Origin of the sequence: Kitasatospora sp. NPDC056273, from assembly GCF_042268845.1 — a bacterium.
Classification (GTDB): Bacteria; Actinomycetota; Actinomycetes; order Streptomycetales; family Streptomycetaceae; genus Kitasatospora.
In genome coordinates this window covers 85,983-102,601 of sequence record NZ_JBHJSJ010000030.1, presented here as the reverse complement: position 1 = coordinate 102,601, position 16,619 = coordinate 85,983, and the positions used below count along the sequence as shown (strand labels likewise).

The 16,619-nt window shown below is 73.6% G+C and carries 14 protein-coding genes; all 14 read right to left on the bottom strand.

The window, feature by feature from the left end; genetic code table 11:
- Positions 1 to 1,800: 1,800 nt before the first annotated feature.
- Positions 1,801 to 2,031 (bottom strand): hypothetical protein, encoded by a 231-nt coding sequence (locus ACFCY1_RS25105; protein WP_375876141.1) that lies wholly within the window; start codon positions 2,029 to 2,031, stop codon positions 1,801 to 1,803.
- Between the two features lie 292 nt (positions 2,032 to 2,323).
- Positions 2,324 to 2,833 carry a hypothetical protein gene (locus ACFCY1_RS25100; protein ID WP_375876139.1) on the bottom strand — a complete coding sequence of 170 codons (510 nt, stop codon included), beginning with the start codon at positions 2,831 to 2,833 and terminating at the stop codon, positions 2,324 to 2,326.
- The gene (locus tag ACFCY1_RS25095; RefSeq protein ID WP_375876138.1) at positions 2,830 to 2,970 is read right to left on the bottom strand and encodes a hypothetical protein; all 141 of its coding nucleotides are present in this window, start codon (positions 2,968 to 2,970) and stop codon (positions 2,830 to 2,832) included. The genes ACFCY1_RS25100 and ACFCY1_RS25095 overlap by 4 nt, the downstream gene beginning before the upstream one ends.
- Positions 2,967 to 3,800 (bottom strand): hypothetical protein, encoded by an 834-nt coding sequence (locus ACFCY1_RS25090; protein ID WP_375876137.1) that lies wholly within the window; start codon positions 3,798 to 3,800, stop codon positions 2,967 to 2,969. Before ACFCY1_RS25090 ends, ACFCY1_RS25095 begins: the two co-directional genes overlap by 4 nt.
- Before the next feature lie 454 nt (positions 3,801 to 4,254).
- On the bottom strand, positions 4,255 to 4,380 hold the full coding sequence (locus ACFCY1_RS25085; RefSeq protein ID WP_375876136.1) for a hypothetical protein: 126 nt from the start codon (positions 4,378 to 4,380) through the stop codon (positions 4,255 to 4,257).
- Positions 4,381 to 4,782: 402 nt separating this feature from the next.
- Positions 4,783 to 7,707: a polysaccharide lyase family 8 super-sandwich domain-containing protein gene (locus ACFCY1_RS25080; protein ID WP_375876135.1), complete on the bottom strand. Its 2,925-nt coding sequence runs from the start codon at positions 7,705 to 7,707 to the stop codon at positions 4,783 to 4,785.
- 174 nt (positions 7,708 to 7,881) lie between these two features.
- Complete coding sequence (locus ACFCY1_RS25075) at positions 7,882 to 8,970, bottom strand: glycerate kinase (RefSeq protein WP_375876134.1); 1,089 nt, start codon at positions 8,968 to 8,970, stop codon at positions 7,882 to 7,884.
- On the bottom strand, positions 8,967 to 9,821 hold the full coding sequence (locus ACFCY1_RS25070) for a sugar phosphate isomerase/epimerase (RefSeq protein ID WP_049660487.1): 855 nt from the start codon (positions 9,819 to 9,821) through the stop codon (positions 8,967 to 8,969). The genes ACFCY1_RS25075 and ACFCY1_RS25070 overlap by 4 nt, the downstream gene beginning before the upstream one ends.
- A complete protein-coding gene (locus tag ACFCY1_RS25065; RefSeq protein ID WP_074006085.1) occupies positions 9,818 to 10,966 on the bottom strand; it encodes a dihydrodipicolinate synthase family protein in 1,149 nt (382 codons plus the stop codon). Before ACFCY1_RS25065 ends, ACFCY1_RS25070 begins: the two co-directional genes overlap by 4 nt.
- A 100-nt stretch (positions 10,967 to 11,066) precedes the next feature.
- Complete coding sequence (locus tag ACFCY1_RS25060) at positions 11,067 to 12,218, bottom strand: Gfo/Idh/MocA family protein (protein ID WP_049657187.1); 1,152 nt, start codon at positions 12,216 to 12,218, stop codon at positions 11,067 to 11,069.
- Between the two features lie 103 nt (positions 12,219 to 12,321).
- Positions 12,322 to 13,302 carry a hydroxyacid dehydrogenase gene (locus tag ACFCY1_RS25055; RefSeq protein ID WP_074006233.1) on the bottom strand — a complete coding sequence of 327 codons (981 nt, stop codon included), beginning with the start codon at positions 13,300 to 13,302 and terminating at the stop codon, positions 12,322 to 12,324.
- Between the two features lie 116 nt (positions 13,303 to 13,418).
- Positions 13,419 to 14,324 (bottom strand): carbohydrate ABC transporter permease, encoded by a 906-nt coding sequence (locus tag ACFCY1_RS25050; RefSeq protein WP_049657190.1) that lies wholly within the window; start codon positions 14,322 to 14,324, stop codon positions 13,419 to 13,421.
- Entirely contained in the window at positions 14,321 to 15,265 is a 945-nt protein-coding gene (locus ACFCY1_RS25045; RefSeq protein WP_375876133.1) for a carbohydrate ABC transporter permease, read from the bottom strand. The genes ACFCY1_RS25050 and ACFCY1_RS25045 overlap by 4 nt, the downstream gene beginning before the upstream one ends.
- Positions 15,262 to 16,614, bottom strand: a complete 1,353-nt coding sequence (locus ACFCY1_RS25040) for an ABC transporter substrate-binding protein (protein ID WP_375876132.1) — start codon at positions 16,612 to 16,614, stop codon at positions 15,262 to 15,264. The genes ACFCY1_RS25045 and ACFCY1_RS25040 overlap by 4 nt, the downstream gene beginning before the upstream one ends.
- Between the last annotated feature and the right edge of the window lie 5 nt (positions 16,615 to 16,619).

Here is a 16,619-nt window from a genome sequence, read left to right as displayed (position 1 = left end):
GCCCTAAAGGGCCTTACCCCTGGCCTGGCGGCCAGGGCGCCGCTGACGCGGCGTCAGCCGGGGGTGCCGGCTGCGCCGTCACCGTGGGTGGTGTGGCCTCGGCTGCGCCTCGGCGGGTGGATGGGTGGTGGGGGGTATTCGCCTGCGGCGAATACGTGGGGTTGTGCGGGTGGTTGGTGGTGGGCGTCTGGCGTCGCCGCGCTCCGCCTTGTCGGGGCATTGTCCCGGGCCTACGGCCCGTCAACCGGTCGGCTTTCCGTCTTGTTGGTGCGGTGTTTTCACGGCCCTACGGGCCGGTTTTCTGGCAGGGTTTCCCGGGCTGCGCCCGGGGGTGGGCGTTGACGATGTGACGCGGAATTCGGGTAGTGGCCCATCCCTCCGGGGAGGCGGGGTGCCTGCCGGGACCCGCGGCCCTCGGCGTTGACGATGTGACGCGGACTTCGGGTATCAGGCACAACCCCACCCCCGGGGGCCTCCCCCGGTCCCGGCCGATGGGGTGCCCGGGGCCGGGTTCACCGTGTGGTTGCTGGGCTGGCGGCCCGTCCTCCGCCCTTGGGACGGGGCCTGCGGCCCTCGGGAGGCGCCTTCGGGCCACCGGTCCGGCCCGGGCCTCCCCCGACCCCGGTGGCGGACCCTCACCGGCACCCCGCACAGCGGCCCCTGACGGGCCCTCAACCACAGACTCCGGGCCGGAATCCGCAGCGAATCCGGGAGCGTTTCCCCGGCTTCCGCACAACTCTATCCAACCAGTTCCCCGACGGGTACCGGAGGAAAACGGGCAACCTCGCGGCGACCGTCCATCCCGGCTCTATCCGGCCGCGCTTCCGGCAAGAATACGAATTTCTTTCCATTCTCTTTCAGGCGGCAAATCGGAAAGCCTTTCGGGGCACAGCCGACAGAAATCGAATTCAGGCACACCCGAAAGGGGCCTACGGCCCTCCACGCCGACACGGCGACCACCCTTCCCGACCGCCCAGGAAATCCCGCCCAGCGTCAACGGAGCAATTCCCGGAGCAGCGACACCAAACCGAACACCGAACCAGGACGGGCGGCCAGGACGGTGGCCCTGGGTAACAACACGGGCCGCGGGCAGGGAACACCCGGAGGTGGCCAGGCAACCCGGGGACCGGGGCCTCCAGGTAGCACGGGCCTGGACGGCGCGGCCAACCCGGGCGCAGCGGGACGGCCTGACGGCCGACCAGGACGTCGACCAGGCGCAGCTGCAGGGCACGGCGCCGGGCCGCGCGGGCGGGCGGGCGGGCAGCGAGAATCGCCGAGGTCGGCAGAACGGACCAGCGGGGTGCAACACGCCACCGCAGCACGCCCACTCGCCCCCACTCCCGGCCACATAACACCTGGTCAGACCCGCAACACGACCCCGTGTTGCACCCCACCGCAACACCGCGTTGCACCCCCACCGCCACCGGGCCACCCGCCGCCGAGCACCACCACCAGGACCAGGCCGTCGGGAAGGCCGGCCTACCCGACGGCCGCCGTCCCGGCCGTGCCCCGCCGCCCCGGACGGCGCCTCCGGACTACCGGCACCTGGCGGTCGTCGACACCCCGGAGGCGGCCACCACCAAGCAGCAACCGCAGCCCCCAACCCCGGCACCCTGTCCCACCCACCTGTCGCGCCCAGATCACACACAGGGGGACAGGGGCATCCGCCCACGTCACACCACGCGACACCACCCCGGCGCGACAGGCAACGCGACAGAACCAAAGCGGGCCCAGGGCAACAGCCCCGGACCCAATCCGATACAAGGTGGGACCTCCGCTCGCGGACAGCCCCCAGCAGAACTATTTCTTCGTGCCCTTGACTCCCCAGACCACCACCACAACAGGAGCCCACACCATCAGCGCCGCCCCGCCACCCAACATGAAGATCAACCCGCACAGCGCCAGGGCGGCCAGGGCCTGCGGCTCCAGGAGTGGCCCGACGAGGACGGTGTACAGCCAAGGCAGCCCCACCACAAGGATCCAAAGCCACGCGAGATTAGCCAGACCGCGACCCTTATCCCAGTAATTCATATTCATTCCTTCTTTCTCTCGGATTCAAATGTCCAATACGCAAGTTTCGCATATTCAATTCCATTCAGATTCGAGGCCGCAACGGGATGCCGCAGCCTCGAACGGACACTCTAGAGCTGAAGTGTACAAACCATCAACAGACGCCCCGGAGGGAACAAGACCCAGAGATCATCAAGATACAGGAAGCCACATAAAAGCGCCCCACCATATCCCTATCGAGGGACCGGGCAGGAACCAGCTCCGGAGGGCGGGCCGCCATCCTCGACCACCACGCAAAGTAGTCAATCCCGGCCTAAGCCGCCGACCGGCAACACATCCACACCCACGCAAATAGGTCCAGACAACCCAGCATCCAAGGCCATTCCATCCCCAACAACACCAACAGGTCACACCTAGCAAGGGTGGCTGAGCTACTTCTCTCCGCGGCTCGGCGCCGGGCGTCCGCCGCCTCCGCACGGGCCTGCTTCGCTGCCCGCTCGGCCAGGCGCGCGGGACAGAACTCCTCCTCCGACTGGTGGTTCACCGCCTGGCGCAGCTTGCGGTCGGCGGGCCAGCGGGAGCCGCGGGCGTGGCGGCGTACGGCTCTGGGAGGCACGCTCAGGAGGGCCGCGAGCAGGCGGATCGCCCGCCGGGTGGCCTTGTCCGGGCTGAACAGGTAGTCGAAGCTCAGCGGGCCGTCGGCGTACAGCTCCAGCAGCGCCAGGAGTCGTGTCTGGACGGTGCGCAGCTCGGCCGTCGGGCAGTTGGCTCGGTCGTCGGCGGCATGGGCCTGGCAGGGCGCCGTGGTCTTCGTCGTCGTCATGGCAGCCACCCTGGCCGGGGCCGGTTGTGGACAGCGGCACCGGCCACGAAGCGGCGCGCCTTCGGACGGGTGGGCGGGGCCTGCTCGGTGCCGTGCAGGGCGCGGGCGCCGGCGCGGGTGCGCTCCAGCCAGGTCATGACCTGGCGCTGCGTGGCGGGGTCGACTTGGCGGGTGAGTTCGCGGACGGCCTGGTGGTCGTCGTCGGTGAGGGTGTGGAGGCCGGCGCGTTCGAGTGCGGTGTAGAGGGGCTGGGCGGCGGCGCCGGCGAGGGAACGGTGGCAGCGTCGGACCTCTGGCGGGCCTGGAGGGCCGCCTCGGCGGCCCAGTCGGCGATGTCGCGCCGGTGGCGCTCGCGGCGCAGCGCGTGTTGGAGGGCGGTGTCGTGGTCGGGGTCGTAGCGCTCGGCGCGGGTTTCGGCGGTGTGGTCGCGGACGCGCTGCCACTCGGCGCGGATGGTGTCCGCGGTGGCGTAGGCGGCCTCGTGGCCGGCGTCGGCGTACCGGTCGGCGGCGCGTTCGTCGTCCCGGGCCCGGCGCGGGGCCTGCTGGATGGTCTCCGGGGTCATCCCGGCGGCCCGGCCGCGGACCCGGTGGCGGATGCCGCCGAGCAGCCCGTGCTCCTGGTCGTCGCCCTCGTACCCGTCCCCCTCATCCTCTTCGTCCTGGTCGGCGGGGCGCTGGGCGAGGGCGGCGTGCAGCGTCGCGCCGGCCTGCCAGGCCTCGGCGTGGACGACGGGCTCCGGCAGGCCGCCGGGGCGGGTGGCAAGGACGATCCGGCCGTCGACCAGGGCCACCCAGCCGTCCAGGCCGTCGACGTCGCGCTCGGTCCAGCCGCGGGCCGGGTCGGCGCCCTGGTGGAGGGTACGGGTGCCGTCGTGGCCACTCCAGCACAGCCACATCGCGCCGCGCACCAGCGGGGAATCCAGGATCGGGCGGCCCAGGTCCCGGCCGGCGGACGCGGTACTCACCCGCACCGGCCACCGCCTCGACGCCTACCTCGCCGATGTCCGCGAATTGCTGCTCCGGGCAATCCTCCAGGAGGAGACGTGGCCCAGCGTCTTCGCCGCCGTCGCCACCCACGTCGACTGGTACGCCGCCGGCCTCGGCCTCGCCGGTCGTCGCCACGTAGACCCGGCAGGGGCTTCCTGAGTCGCCGCAGCTGACGAACGGCACCCGGCGACGATCCGTACCTGTCGGTCGCGCGCGCCCGACGGGACCCTCAGCATTCGTCCGGCTCGCCCAGGCTCCAGCCACCGACGGCCGCGACATCCTGCTGGTCTCCTTCCCCTGGTGGGTCTGGTTCTGGCTATGCCCCGGCGGGGGTGGCGCTATCCGCTGGTGATCTGCCGGCGGTGGGGTGGAACCTTGGAAACGCGTGCGGCGCCCGGCTGGTGCCGGACGCCGCACGCGCTGATCGATTGTTCATCGGGCCTGGGACTCGGCCTCGCGCTTCGGGAGTTCGAGCAGTTCAGTCGCCATCTGGACGGCCTGGCGGTGGTCCAGCGCGTCAAGAAGCAGTCGGGCGGATGCCCGAGGGTCGAATGGCACCAGGCGGACCGTGGCCTCCGGGGCCCCGACCGCATGGGATCCGGCCTTCGCGGACGCGGACGACTGACTTCTCCGGCAATCTCACCACCGCCACGATGCCAACTGACGCGCTGTGGGACCCAGTGGCGGGGTTCTCGGCTGACCTCGCGGTCGTGTGGCCCCGGGGCCGCCGGCGCCGTACCGACCGATCTCGGTGGCGAGCGCGGCGCCGCCGGCAAGCCGGTCGGCGTCCCAGGCGGTGACGTCCAGGAGAGGCCGTCGAGCGGACCACCGACACGCTCGCGGTACACGTGCCCGGGGACGGGGTCGTCGTGGTCGGTTCCGTAGGCCCGGCCCCGCAGCGGCGTCTCGTCGTCCATGGATGCGTCCGGTCCCGCGACCCGATGGTGCGGCGGTGGCCGGTCAGGAGGTGATCACCTCCAGGACGGGGTGGAAGGTGGTGTGGCTGCGGGCGTCGAGGTTGACGGCGAGGCCGACGGTGGCGAGGGGCTGGAAGAGGGCCAGAGTGAGGGAGGGGTTGCCCGGGGTGACGGCGGGGGTGACGTCGAGGGGGATCCAGTCGGGTGTGGTGGAGATCCGGCCGGTGCCGAGGGGTTGGGCCAGGCCGGGGGCGTTGGCCCAGGTGACGGCGGGTTCGGTCCAGGGGGTGGGGGCGGTGGTGAAGGCCTGGAGGGTGGCGAGGGTGCCCCCGGAGTCGGCGACCGCGCCGTGGACCCAGAGCACGGCGCGGCGGACGGTGCCGGGGACGGCGGTGGTGTCGAAGGTGAGGAGGGCGCGCCGGCTGAAGCCGCTGTCGGTGGTGTTGGTGTTCTTGACCGTCAGGGTGGTGGCGGTGCCGTAGTTGGTGGTGGCGTAGGAGCCGTCGCGGACGTAGCTGTCCTGGGTGGGGTCGAGCAGGGTCGCGGTGGCGGTCGCCGGGGCGCCGGAGGCGGTGGTGAGGGTGATGGTGCGGCCGGCGCCCTGGGTGCCGCCGAGCTCCACCAGGAGGGTCACCGCGCCCTCGGTGGAGAGCACACTGACGCCTTCGGCGGCCTCGGTGGGGCGGCCCGTGCCGGCGAGGGTGAGCGTGACGGTGGCGGCCCGGCGGGAGGGGTCGGCGACGGTGACGGTGCGGGTGCTGTCGGTGTCGCGGACCAGCACCGAGCAGGGGGCGGAGGCGGTGAGCGGCCCGGCCGTGCCGGCGGCGAAGAAGTTGGCGGCGGTGACACCCGAGGCGGAGTCGGATATCGCCTGGACCGTACGGGAGTTGGCGAGGGTGGTGACGGTGGGGGCGGCCGCCCGGGCCGCGGTGGCCGCGGCGGTCGCGCCGGGCAGCACCTGGTACTCGTACCCGGCGTCGGTGGGGTTGGTGCCGTGGTCGAACCAGAGGGTGAGGTAGCGGCGGGTGAGCTGCTCGGTGGAGCCGCCGGTGTTGATGTCGTGCCAACTGCCGGTGCGGGCCTCGCGCTTCGCCCGCAGGGTGGTGCCGGCGGGCAGGACGTAGCCGCCGAAACCCGCGACGGCGACGGCGCGGGCGCCGTCGAGGCGCTGGGACCAGCCGAGGGTGGTGGGCTGGGCGGCGCCGTCCACGGTGAGGGCGTGGGTGCCGGCGGGGCCGAGGTTGCGGTTGTCGACGACGGTCTCCACCGGGGTGCCGTCGGTGCAGCTGATGCCCGCGCCGAGGCAGACCACCGCATCGTCCAGCAGGAACCAGGACTTGCGTCCGGTCAGGGTGGAGGAGAGGCCGCGCAGGTCCTGGCCGACGGCGGCGTAGGTGCCGTCGGTGGCGCCGCCGGCCCAGGTGGAGTCCGGGTGGGGTGCGCCCCAGGTGCCGCCGGCGGCGTCGGCGAGCGGCTTGGCGGAAACGGTGGTGCCGGGCAGGCGGTACGGGTCCACGGTGGGCCAGAAGGCGTCCGAGTACTGGCCGTTGCCAAAGGTGGCACCCCACCAGGAGAGCATGCCGTTGTTGGTGTGCCAGCCGCGCAGGTGCTCGCCGTTGCCGGTCTCGTAGAAGGTGGTGCGGGCGGAGCAGAGGCTGAGCGAGGCGGCCCAGCCGGAGCGGCGGACCACGGCGCGGTCCATCGCGAACACCCGGGCGCCGAGCGGCTCGGGGGCGGCGGCGGTGGCGGAGTTCAGGAGGGCCTGGGCACGGGCGAGCTCGGGGACGTCGAGGTAGGCGTTGGAGAGGTAGGGCAGGTAATGGTCACGGGTGAGCCAGCCCTTCACGGCGGAGCGCCAGGCGGCGGACTGGGCGGCCGGGGCGGCGCCGGAGTCGGCGAGGCGCAGGATGTGGCCGATCAGGGTGTGGCCCCGGACGTGGTCGTCCTGCTGGAGCTGGAGCTGGTCGCCGCTCTGACGGCCCCGGCTGACGGCCCGCCCGCTCACGGCGTCCATCACCAGGCCGTTGTAGAGGAAGGGCGCGTAGGCGTCGGTGACGGCGTCGAAGACGTTCTGCCGGGACGGGTCGGAGATCTGCCAGGCGGAACCGGCCAGCAGGGCGAAGAGCCTGCTCAGGCCACCGAGCAGCACCTCCCCGTAGGAGCCGGTGTACGGCACCCAGGTGTGCTGGACGAAGGAGCCGTCGGCGTACAGGCCGTCGCCGGCCAGGACGTACGGGAAGACCGGGGAGAGCGCGGTGGTGGCGGTGGTGAGCTTGGCGGAGGTGCGGCCCAGAACTCCGCGCAGGGCCAGGACGCGGCACAGGTCCACCCGGTTGCCGCCGGTGCTGGTGCCCGTGTAGCTCGACACCAGGGAGTCGGGGACCTGGCGGTCCACGGCGGCGAGCAGGGCGGAGAGCCGGGTGGGCGGCAGGAGGTCGTGGGCCAGGACGCAGGTGTCGAGGAGGGCCTGCGGGGTGCCGATCTGCCAGTCCCACCAGTTGCCGTAGGCGGTGGCCGTGGGGGTGTAGGCGCCGGTGGTGGTGTTGAGGTGGTTCAGGCCGGTGGTGATCGCGGTGGCCAGGGCCTGGTCACCGGTCAGACCGGTGCCGGGCTGCGCCCAGGCCATGGCCAGGGTGCGCAGGCGGGTGTGGGAGGCGGTGACGTTCGCCGAGGCGGTGCCCAGGGGGAGGTCCGGCCAGAGGGACGTGGAGGTCGGGGCCATGGCCTGGAGCTGGGTGCGGGCCCGGTCGCCGAGGGCGGCGAGGGTGGTGGCGTAGGGGGCCGTGGCCGGGTCGAAGCCGGTGCCGGTGAGCAGGTCGAGCCAGCGCAGACGCAGGGTGTCGTAGGCGTCGGCCGCGGCCGTGGCGGGGGTGGGGAGGGCACCGAGGGTGAGGGCGGTGGTACCGATGGCGGCGAGTCGCAGCAGGCGGCGGCGGGAGAGCAGGGCGGGGTTCGGCGCGGCGGTCATGGGGGGAGCTCCTCCTGGGAGGTGGGGGCCGGGCGGGACGACGGTGAGCGTCTTCGGTATGACCTCGCCGTCGGCGATCGAGTGGAGGCGCTCGGGTGGAGGTGCTCGGGTGGAGGTGCTCGGCGCGGGCCTTCTCGGCCGCGTGGTCCGGATCGCGGGAGGCCTTCCACGTCGTCAGACGGTGAAAGGAGGCGCCGCGCGGGCCAGTCGGGCGCCGGCGGCGGTGAGCCAGTGGGCCGCCCGGTGGCGGGCGTCGGCCGGGTCCCCGGACAGCCCGGTGAGGGTGAGCGCGCCGGGGTCGGAGGCCTCCCCGGCGACGACCCGGGCGGGGACGCCGGCCCGCTCCGCGCGGGCGAGGACCTCGCCGACCGCCTTGCCGAGCAGGCTGGTGCGGTCGAAGCGGCCCTCGCCGGTGATCACCAGGCCGGCCCCGGTGAGGGCTTCGTCGAGGCCGGTCAGCTCGGCCACCGCCGCCGCGCCGGGGACCACCTGCGCACCCCAGGCGGTCACCAGGCCGTACGCGGTGCCGCCGGCCGCGCCGGAGCCGGGGAGGGCCGGGTCGCCCCCGAGCAGGTCGGCGAAGCGGCGCAGCCCCGCCTCCAGGACGGCGATCCGGGCCGGGTCGGCACCCTTCTGCGGCCCGTAGACGGCGGCCGCCCCGGTGGGGCCGAGCAGCGGGTTGGTCACGTCGGTCAGCAGCCGGACGCCGCCGGGCGGGGCGGCGCGCAGGGCGGTGCGGTCGAGCCGGGCGGCCCGGGTGAGGGCGCCGCCGCCGTCCGGGAGGTCGGCGCCGGTGTCGTCCAGCAGCCGCAGGCCGAGGGCGGCCAGCAGCCCGGCGCCGCCGTCGGTGGACGCGGAGCCGCCGAGTGCGACGGTCACCTGCCGCGCGCCGGCGTCCAGTGCGGCGGCGATGGTCTCGCCCGTGCCGCGGGTGCCGGCGGTGAGCGGGGCGAGGGCGCCGCCGAGCAGCGGCAGACCGCCGGTGTCGGCGAGTTCGACCAGCGCGGTGCCGTCCGGCAGCAGCGCGTAGCGGCCGGTGACCGGCCCCCCGTCGGGGCCGGTGCAGTCGGGGACCGGGTACGGGACGGCGCCGGGGAGGGCGGCCGCGAGCGCGTCGAGGGTGCCCTCCCCGCCGTCGGCCATCGGACGGAGCAGCAGCTCGTCGTCCGGCCGCACCGAGTGCCAGCCGGCGGCCAGCGCCAGGGCGGCGTCCCGGGCGGTGACGGTGCCCTTGAAGGAGTCGGGCGCGACGACGACTCTCACGGCGAGGCCAGGTGCGTCAGGTGCCGCTCGATCAGGGTGCGCAGCGTCAGCTCGCCCGGGGTGTCCCAGATCTCCTGGTTGAAGATCTCGACCTCGATCCAGCCCTCGTACCCGGCGGCGGTGACCAGGTCGGTGAGGGTGCGGAAGTCGATGTGCCCGTCACCGACGTGGCCCCGGCCGAGCAGGGCGTCGGCGGGCAGCGGCAGGGTCCAGTCGCACACCTGGTAGGAGGCGATCCGGCCCTCTCGACCGGCGCGGGCGATCTGCTCGGGCAGTGCCGGGTCCCACCAGACGTGGTAGCTGTCGACGACGACGCCGACCTGCCGGGCGGGGTACGGGGCGGCGAGGTCGAGCGCCTGGGCCAGGGTGGAGACCACCGCCCGGTCGGCGCAGAACATCGGGTGCAGTGGCTCGATCGCCAGTCGCACACCGAAGTCGCCCGCGTGCGTGGCGAGTTCGGCGAGCAGGTCGGCGACGGCGGCGCGGGCGCCGACCAGGTCGCGGCTGCCGGCCGGCAGGCCGCCGACGACCAGGACCAGGGTGTCGGTGCCGAGTTCGGCGGCCTCCTCGATGGCCTGGAGGTTGTCGGCGAGCGCGGCCCGGCGCCGCTCGGGGCCGTCGGCGGTGAGGAAGCCGCCCCGGCAGAGGCTGCTGACGGCGAGTCCGGCGTCCCGGCACAGCTTCGCGGAGCGGGCCAGGCCGGTTTCGGCGACCTTGTCGCGCCAGAGCCCGATGGCCGGGATGCCGGCGTCCACGCAGCCCCGCACGGCCTCCGGAAGGCTCCAGCCCCGGGTGGTGATCTGGTTGAGCGACAGCCTCGCGAGGCCGTTCGCCGCGCCGGCGCCGCTCATGCCGCCACCCCCGCGACGGCGAGCAGCCGGCGCATCCGGTCGGCCGCGAGATCCGGGTCGGGGAGCACGGCGGCGGCGTCCGCGAGCCGGAACAGTTCCACCAGGTGGGGCACCGAACGTCCGCTCTGCGCGCCGCCCACCATGGTGAAGTGGTCCTGGTGGCCCGCCAGCCAGGCGAGGAAGACCACGCCGGTCTTGTAGTGGAAGGTCGGCGCGGCGAACAGGTGCCGGGCCAGCGGCACGGTCGGCGCGAACAGCTCCTCGTAGCGGTCGAGGTCGCCCTCGTCGAGCGCCCGCAGCGCCGCCGCGGCGGTGGCCGCGATCGGGTCGAAGACGCCCAGCAGGGCGTGGCTGTGGCCGTGTTCGTCGCCGCGGATCAGCTCGGGGTAGTGGAAGTCGTCGCCCGTGTACATCCGCACGCCGGCCGGCAGCGCGCGGCGCAGGGCGATCTCCCGGTCGGAGTCCAGCAGGGAGACCTTGATGCCCTCGATCCGGTCGGCGTGCGCGCCGATCAGCTCCAGCACGGTCGCGGCGGCCGGGTCGGGGTCGGCGGAGCCCCAGTAGCCGGCCAGCGCCGGGTCGAACATCTCGCCGAGCCAGTGCAGCAGCACCGGCCGCTCGCAGGCGGCGATCAGCTTGCCGTAGACCTCCAGGTAGTCCTCCGGGCCGCGCGCGGCGGCGGCCAGGGCGCGGCTGGCCATCAGGATCGGCTGCGCGCCGGCCTCCTGGACGACGGTCAGCTGCTCCTCGTAGGCGGCGCGGACGGCGTCCAGCGGGTGGGGGCCGGGAGCGAGCTGGTCGGTGCCGACGCCGCAGGCCAGCAGGCCGCCGCAGGCGCGGGCCTCGGCCCCGGAGCGGGTGATCAGCTCGCGGGTGGCCGGCCAGTCGAGGCCCATGCCGCGCTGGGCGGTGTCCATCGCGTCGGCCACGCCGAGGCCCAGCGACCACAGGTGTCGGCGGAAGGCGAGGGTGGCGTCCCAGTCGACGGCGGCGGGTGCGCCGGGGGCGTTGTCGCCCAGCGGGTCGGCGACCACGTGGGCGGCGGCGAAGGCCGTCCGCGAGCGGGCGGGGGCGGGCGGGGCGGGCAGGACGGCGGGCTCGCGCAGCCGGAGCCGGCCGTGGCCGGGCAGGTGGATCTCGGTCATGGTGTCAGCGCATTCGTCTCGTCGGCGGGCGGCTGCGGGGCGCTCGGGTCTCCCCGGCGGCCGGGTGCTCGGTGGCCGGCCCGGATGCGGCCGGCGGCCGTCACAGGGACAGCTCGGGGACGTCCATCCGGCGTCCCTCGCGGGCGGAGCGCAGGCCGAGTTCGGCGAGCTGCACGCCCTTGGCACCCTCCAGCAGGTCCCAGTGGTACGGGGAGCCGGTGGTCACGTGGCGCAGGAAGAGCTCCCACTGCGCCTTGAATCCGTTGTCGAACTCCTCGTTGTCCGGCACCCGCTGCCACTGCGCGCGGAACGGCTCGGTCGCCGGCAGGTCCGGGTTCCAGACCGGCTTGGGGGTCGCCGCGCGGTGCTGGAAGCGGCACTCGCGCAGCCCGGCGACCGCGCTGCCCTCCGTGCCGTCGACCTGGAACTCCACCAGTTCGTCGCGGTCCACCCGGACCGCCCAGGAGGAGTTGATCTGGGCGGTGATGCCGCCCTCCAGCTCGAAGACGCCGTACGCGGCGTCGTCGGCGGTGGCCCGGTAGACCTGCCCGCGCTCGTCGGTCCGCTCGGGGATGTGGATGGCGGTGTGCGCGTACACGGAGCGGACGGGGGCGATGATGCCGTCCAGCACGTAGCGCCAGTGCGGGAACATGTCGAGGACCATGCCGCCGCCGTCCTCGGCGCGGTAGTTCCAGGACGGCCGCTGGGCCTGCTGCCAGTCGCCCTCGAAGACCCAGTAGCCGAACTCGCCGCGCACGGAGAGGATCCGGCCGAAGAACCCGCCGTCCACCAGCCGCTTGAGCTTGCGCAGGCCGGGGAGGAAGAGCTTGTCCTGGACGGCGCCGTTGCACACCCCGGCGTCGCGGGCGAGGCGGGCGAGGTCGAGCGCGGCCTCCAGCGACTCGGCGGTGGGCTTCTCGGTGTAGATGTGCTTGCCGGCGGCGATCGCCGTGCGCAGCGCGGTCTCCCTGGCGGGGGTGACCTGGGCGTCGAAGTAGATCTCGGCGAGCGGGTGGGCGAGGGCCTCGTCGAGCGAGGTGGTCCAGTGGGTGAGGCCGTGCCGGTCGGCGAGGTCCTTGAGCTTGTCGGCGCTGCGGCCGACCAGGATCGGCTCGGGCCACAGCGTGTCGCCGTCGCCGAGCGGCAGGCCGCCCTGATCGCGGATGGCGAGGATGGAGCGGACCAGGTGCTGGCGGTAGCCCATCCGGCCGGTGACGCCGTTCATGACGATGCCGATCACCCTGCGGGGCATGGGGGTTCTCCGATTCGTTGCTGGTGCGGGGAGCACGTGGTGCGAGGGACGTGCTGAGAGGAGCGTGCTGCGGGGCCGCGCGGCACGGGGGCGCGGCGCGGGGTCACGCGGTGCGGTGTCCGTCCTCGGCGAGGACGGGGTGGGCGAACGGATGCCCGGCGGTGTAGCGGGCGAGCTCGTCGGCGGCGGCGGCCGCCATCCGGTGCAGCTCGCCGCCGAGCGAGCCGGCCACGTGGGGGGTGAGGAAGACGTTCGGCAGCTCGTAGAGCGGGGAGTCGGCGGGCAGCACCTCCGGCTCGGTGACGTCGATGACGGCGTCGAGGCGTCCGGAGGCGGCCTCGCGCACCAGTGCTTCCTGGTCGACCAGGGAGCCGCGCGAGGTGTTGACCAGGGTGGCGCCGTCGCGCATCAGGGCGAGCCGGCGGCCGTCGATCAGGTGCCGGGTGGCCGGCAGTTCGGGGGCGTGCACGCTCACCACGTCGGAGGCCGCGCAGAGTTCGTCCATCTCCACGGCGCGGGCGCCGAGCCGGGCGGCCTCGGCGGGGTCGACGTACGGGTCGTGGAGCAGCAGGTCCAGGTCGTGCGGGCGCAGCAGTTCCATCACCCGCCGGCCGATCCGGGAGGCGCCGACGATGCCGACGGTGCGCCGGTAGTTGCCGGCCGCCCCGTACGCCAGCTGCCAGTCGTGGGGGGCGCGGCGGCGCCGGTACTCCTCACGGATCGGCAGTAGCCGCTTGTTGGCGAGCAGGACGACGGCGACGGTGTACTCGGCGACCGGCAGGGCGTTGGCCCAGGCCGCGGAGGTGACCTTGAGGCCGTGGCGCCAGCAGGCGTCGGTGATGTGGTGTTTGACCGAGCCGGCGGCGTGGATGACGGCGCTCAGCCGCGGGGCGGCGGCCAGCACCTCCTCGTCGATCGGCGGGCAGCCCCAGCTGGAGACGATCACCTCGGCGTCGGCGAGCGCCGCGCGGGCCTCGGGGGTGGTGAAGTCGTCAAGGACGAGTGCCGGGTCGAGGTCGGCCAGGGCGGTGAGCCGGGCCATGGTGTGCGGGTCGATCAGGCGCCCGGCGAGCTCGCGGTGCATGGCGAGGACGGCGCGGGGGCGGCTGGCGGGCCGGCCGTCGGGCACGGTGGTCTCCCGGTCGGGCGTAGGGGCGGGCGTGGTGGCGGTGCCGGTCGCGGCGGTGGCGGGGTTCGGGCTCACTTGACGCTCCCCGCGGTCAGGCCGGCCTTCCAGTGCCGCTGGAGCAGCACCAACGCGAGGACGAGCGGCACGACGGCGAGCAGCGAGCCGGTGATGACCAGCGGGTAGTACTCGGGGAAGGCCTTGGTCTGGGCGTTCCAGCTGAACAGGCCGAGGCTGACCGGGAAGAGCCGGCTGTCGGAGAGCATCACCAGCGGCAGGAAGAAGTTGTTCCAGATGGCGGTGAACTGGAACAGCAGGACGGTGACGAAGCCGGGCATCACCATCCGCAGCCCGATCGACCAGAAGGTCCGCAGCTCCCCGGCGCCGTCCATCCGGGCGGCCTCCAGGACCTCGTTCGGCACGTAGCCGGCGCAGAACACCCGGGCCAGGTAGACGCCGAAGGGGTTGACCAGCGAGGGCAGGAAGACCGCCCAGAAGGTGTTGACGATGCCGAGCTCGGAGGCCAGCAGGTACATCGGCAGGGCGAGCGCGGTGGTGGGCACCAGCACGCCCAGCAGCACGAGGCCGAACACCTTCTCCTTGCCGGGGAAGCGGTAGACGTGGAAGGCGTAGCCGGCCGCGACGCACACCAGCGCGCACAGCAGCGAGCCGATCCCGGCGTACAGCAGCGAGTTCAGGTACCAGCGGAAGTAGATGCCGCCGCCGGTGGTGGCCAGGTCGTGCAGGTTCTGGCCGAGCCGGAAGTTGTCGGCGCCCAGGGCGTTGCCGCCGAGCAGGTCGGCGGTGTTCTTGGCGGAGGCGGTGAGCAGCCAGCCGAGCGGCCACAGGGTGTAGACGGTGGCCAGGACCAGGGTGCCGTTGACGGCGGTCTTGGAGAGTGTCCAGGGGCGGCGCGGCCGGGCGGCGCGGGCCGGGCGGCGGGGCGGGGCGCCGCTGGGGCGGGTGGCGGTGGTGGTCATGCGTCGGCCTCCCGCCGGCGGTCGGAGCGGCCCCGGGTGAGCCGGGTGACGGCGAAGGAGAGCCCCGCCGCGGCGAGGGCCAGCAGCACCGAGGCGGAAGCGGCGAGCCCGTAGTCGTGGCGTTCGAAGGCGGCCGTGTAGGCGTACATGTTCGGGGTCCAGGAGGAGGTGACGCCCGGTGAGGTGCCGTAGAGGATCATCGGCTCGGTGAACAGCTGGAGCGAGCCGATGACGGTGAACAGGCCGACCATGGCGATCGAGGGCCGGATCAGCGGCACCTTGATGTTCAGGGCGGTGCGCAGCTCCCCGGCGCCGTCGACGACGGCGGCCTCCAGCACGGAGCGGTCGACGGCCTGCAGCGCGGCGTAGAAGATGACCAGGTTGTAGCCGGTCCACTGCCACAGCGCCATGTTGACGACGGCGGGCAGCGGGTGGCCGAGCGGGTCGGGCTGGGTGCCCAGGGACTCCAGCGCGTCCAGTACGGGGCTGATGCCGGGGGTGTAGAGGTACATCCACAGCAGCGCGGCGATGATGCCGGGCACGGCGTGCGGGATGAACAGCGCCAGTTGGAAGAAGCGCCGGGCGCGGGCCAGCGTGGAGTCCAGCAGCAGGGCCAGGACGAGCGCCAGGCCGGTCATCAGCGGGATGTAGATCAGGCAGTACTGGGCGGCGGTCAGGAAGCCGCCGCGGAAGGCCGCGTCCGACAGTGCCCGGGTGTAGTTGCCGAGCCCGGTGAAGACCGTCTCGGCGTCGCCGAAGCCGAGGCCGGAGCGGTGTTCGGTGAAGAGGCTGAGCCGGATCGCGTAGCCGATCGGGATCAGCGTGCACGCGGTGAAGAGCAGGAGGAACGGGGCGAGCAGCACGGCCGGTGCCCCGTACCGCCCGCGCCACCGGCCGGCGGTGGCGCGGGTGGTACGGCCTGGATGGGTGCCGGTGGTCACTGGGCGACCTTCAGTCCGCGGTTCTTGAACTCGGCGAGGGTGGCCTGCTGCGCGGCGGTGAGCGACTCGTCGATGGTGCCGGTCCGGCCGGCGACCTTGCCGAAGGAGTCCTTCAGCGAGCCGTTGGTGACGCCCATCGCCGGGCCCCAGGTCCAGCCCGGCTTGACGGACTTGGCGGCGTCCGCGTAGAGGGCGTAGAGGTCCTGGCCGCCGTAGAAGTCGGTGTTGAAGGCCTGCTTGGCGGCCGGCACGAGCTCGGTGGCGGCCGGGTAGGCGGAGGAGGTGCCGGAGGAGATCCGGGCCTTGAAGCCGTCCGCGGTGGTGGTCGCCCAGGTGGCGAACTCGACGGCGGCCTTGGCCTTCTTGCTGTCCTTGGACACGGCGAAGGTGGTGCCGCCGAGCATGCCGCTGGCGGGGCTGCCGTCCCAGCTGGGCATCGGCGCGGCCGCCCAGGTGCCGTTGACCTCGGGGGTGGTGCCGAGGTTGGCCTTCAGGACGCCGCCGCCCCAGGTGGCGCCGAGGTAGCCGGCCGTCTCGCCCTTTTGCAGGGAGGCGGTCCACTGCTGGCTGAAGGACGGCATGACGCGCACGAGGTCCTCGTCGGCCAGCTTCTGCCAGTAGTCGGCGACCTTGCGGGTCTCCGGCCCGGTCAGGTCGGTCTTCCAGGCCTCGTCGGCGGCGGCGAACCAGTGGGCGCCGTTCTGCCAGGCCATCGCCTCGAAGGTGGTCGGGTCGTCGGGGAAGAAGGTGGCGATGCGGGTGTCGGGCTGGGCGGCCTTCAGCTGCTGCGCCGCGGTGCGGAACTCGTCCCAGGTCTTGGGGACGGTGATGCCGGCCTTGGCGAAGAGGTCCTTGCGGTAGTAGAAGACCTGGGGGGAGGCGTCCAGCGGCAGGGCCCAGGTGCGGCCGCCGAGCGAGGTGAGTTCGACGGCCTGCGGCAGGTACTTGGCCTTGAGGTCGCCGTCGACCAGCTTGCTGATGTCCTGGACGGCGCCCTGGCTGACGAAGTCCGGCAGCTGCGGGTACTCGACGTTGAAGACGTCGGGGGCGTTGCCGGCCTTCACCGCGTTGGAGAGCTTGGCGTAGCCGCCGGCCGCGCCGGCCGGGATCTCCTCGAAGACGACCTGGATGTTCGGGTGGCTCGCGTTGAACGCGGCGACCACGTCCTTGGTGCCCTTCGCCCAGCCCCAGAAGGTCAGGCTGACCGGCTTGCCGTCGTCCGCGGCGGTGGCCGCCGCCCCGTCGCCGCTGCTGCCGCAGGCGGCGAGCAGGGTGACGCAGAGCGCGGCCGAGGTGGCCGCGGCGGCGGTGCGGAGGGCTCTGCGCCGGGAGAGGGGGGTCGAGCGCATCGGTG

Bases quoted from the DNA above. Each gene is read 5' to 3' on its own strand.
- ACFCY1_RS25055 (WP_074006233.1), bottom strand. From the start codon at position 13,302: ATGCACCGCGAGCTCGCCGGGCGCCTGATCGACCCGCACACCATGGCC.
- ACFCY1_RS25105 (WP_375876141.1), bottom strand. From the start codon at position 2,031: ATGAATTACTGGGATAAGGGTCGCGGTCTGGCTAATCTCGCGTGGCTT.
- ACFCY1_RS25095 (WP_375876138.1), bottom strand. From the start codon at position 2,970: ATGACCTGGCTGGAGCGCACCCGCGCCGGCGCCCGCGCCCTGCACGGC.
- ACFCY1_RS25050 (WP_049657190.1), bottom strand. From the start codon at position 14,324: ATGACCACCACCGCCACCCGCCCCAGCGGCGCCCCGCCCCGCCGCCCG.
- ACFCY1_RS25100 (WP_375876139.1), bottom strand. From the start codon at position 2,833: ATGACGACGACGAAGACCACGGCGCCCTGCCAGGCCCATGCCGCCGAC.
- ACFCY1_RS25065 (WP_074006085.1), bottom strand. From the start codon at position 10,966: ATGACCGAGATCCACCTGCCCGGCCACGGCCGGCTCCGGCTGCGCGAG.
- ACFCY1_RS25040 (WP_375876132.1), bottom strand. From the start codon at position 16,614: ATGCGCTCGACCCCCCTCTCCCGGCGCAGAGCCCTCCGCACCGCCGCC.
- ACFCY1_RS25060 (WP_049657187.1), bottom strand. From the start codon at position 12,218: ATGCCCCGCAGGGTGATCGGCATCGTCATGAACGGCGTCACCGGCCGG.
- ACFCY1_RS25080 (WP_375876135.1), bottom strand. From the start codon at position 7,707: ATGACCGCCGCGCCGAACCCCGCCCTGCTCTCCCGCCGCCGCCTGCTG.
- ACFCY1_RS25070 (WP_049660487.1), bottom strand. From the start codon at position 9,821: ATGAGCGGCGCCGGCGCGGCGAACGGCCTCGCGAGGCTGTCGCTCAAC.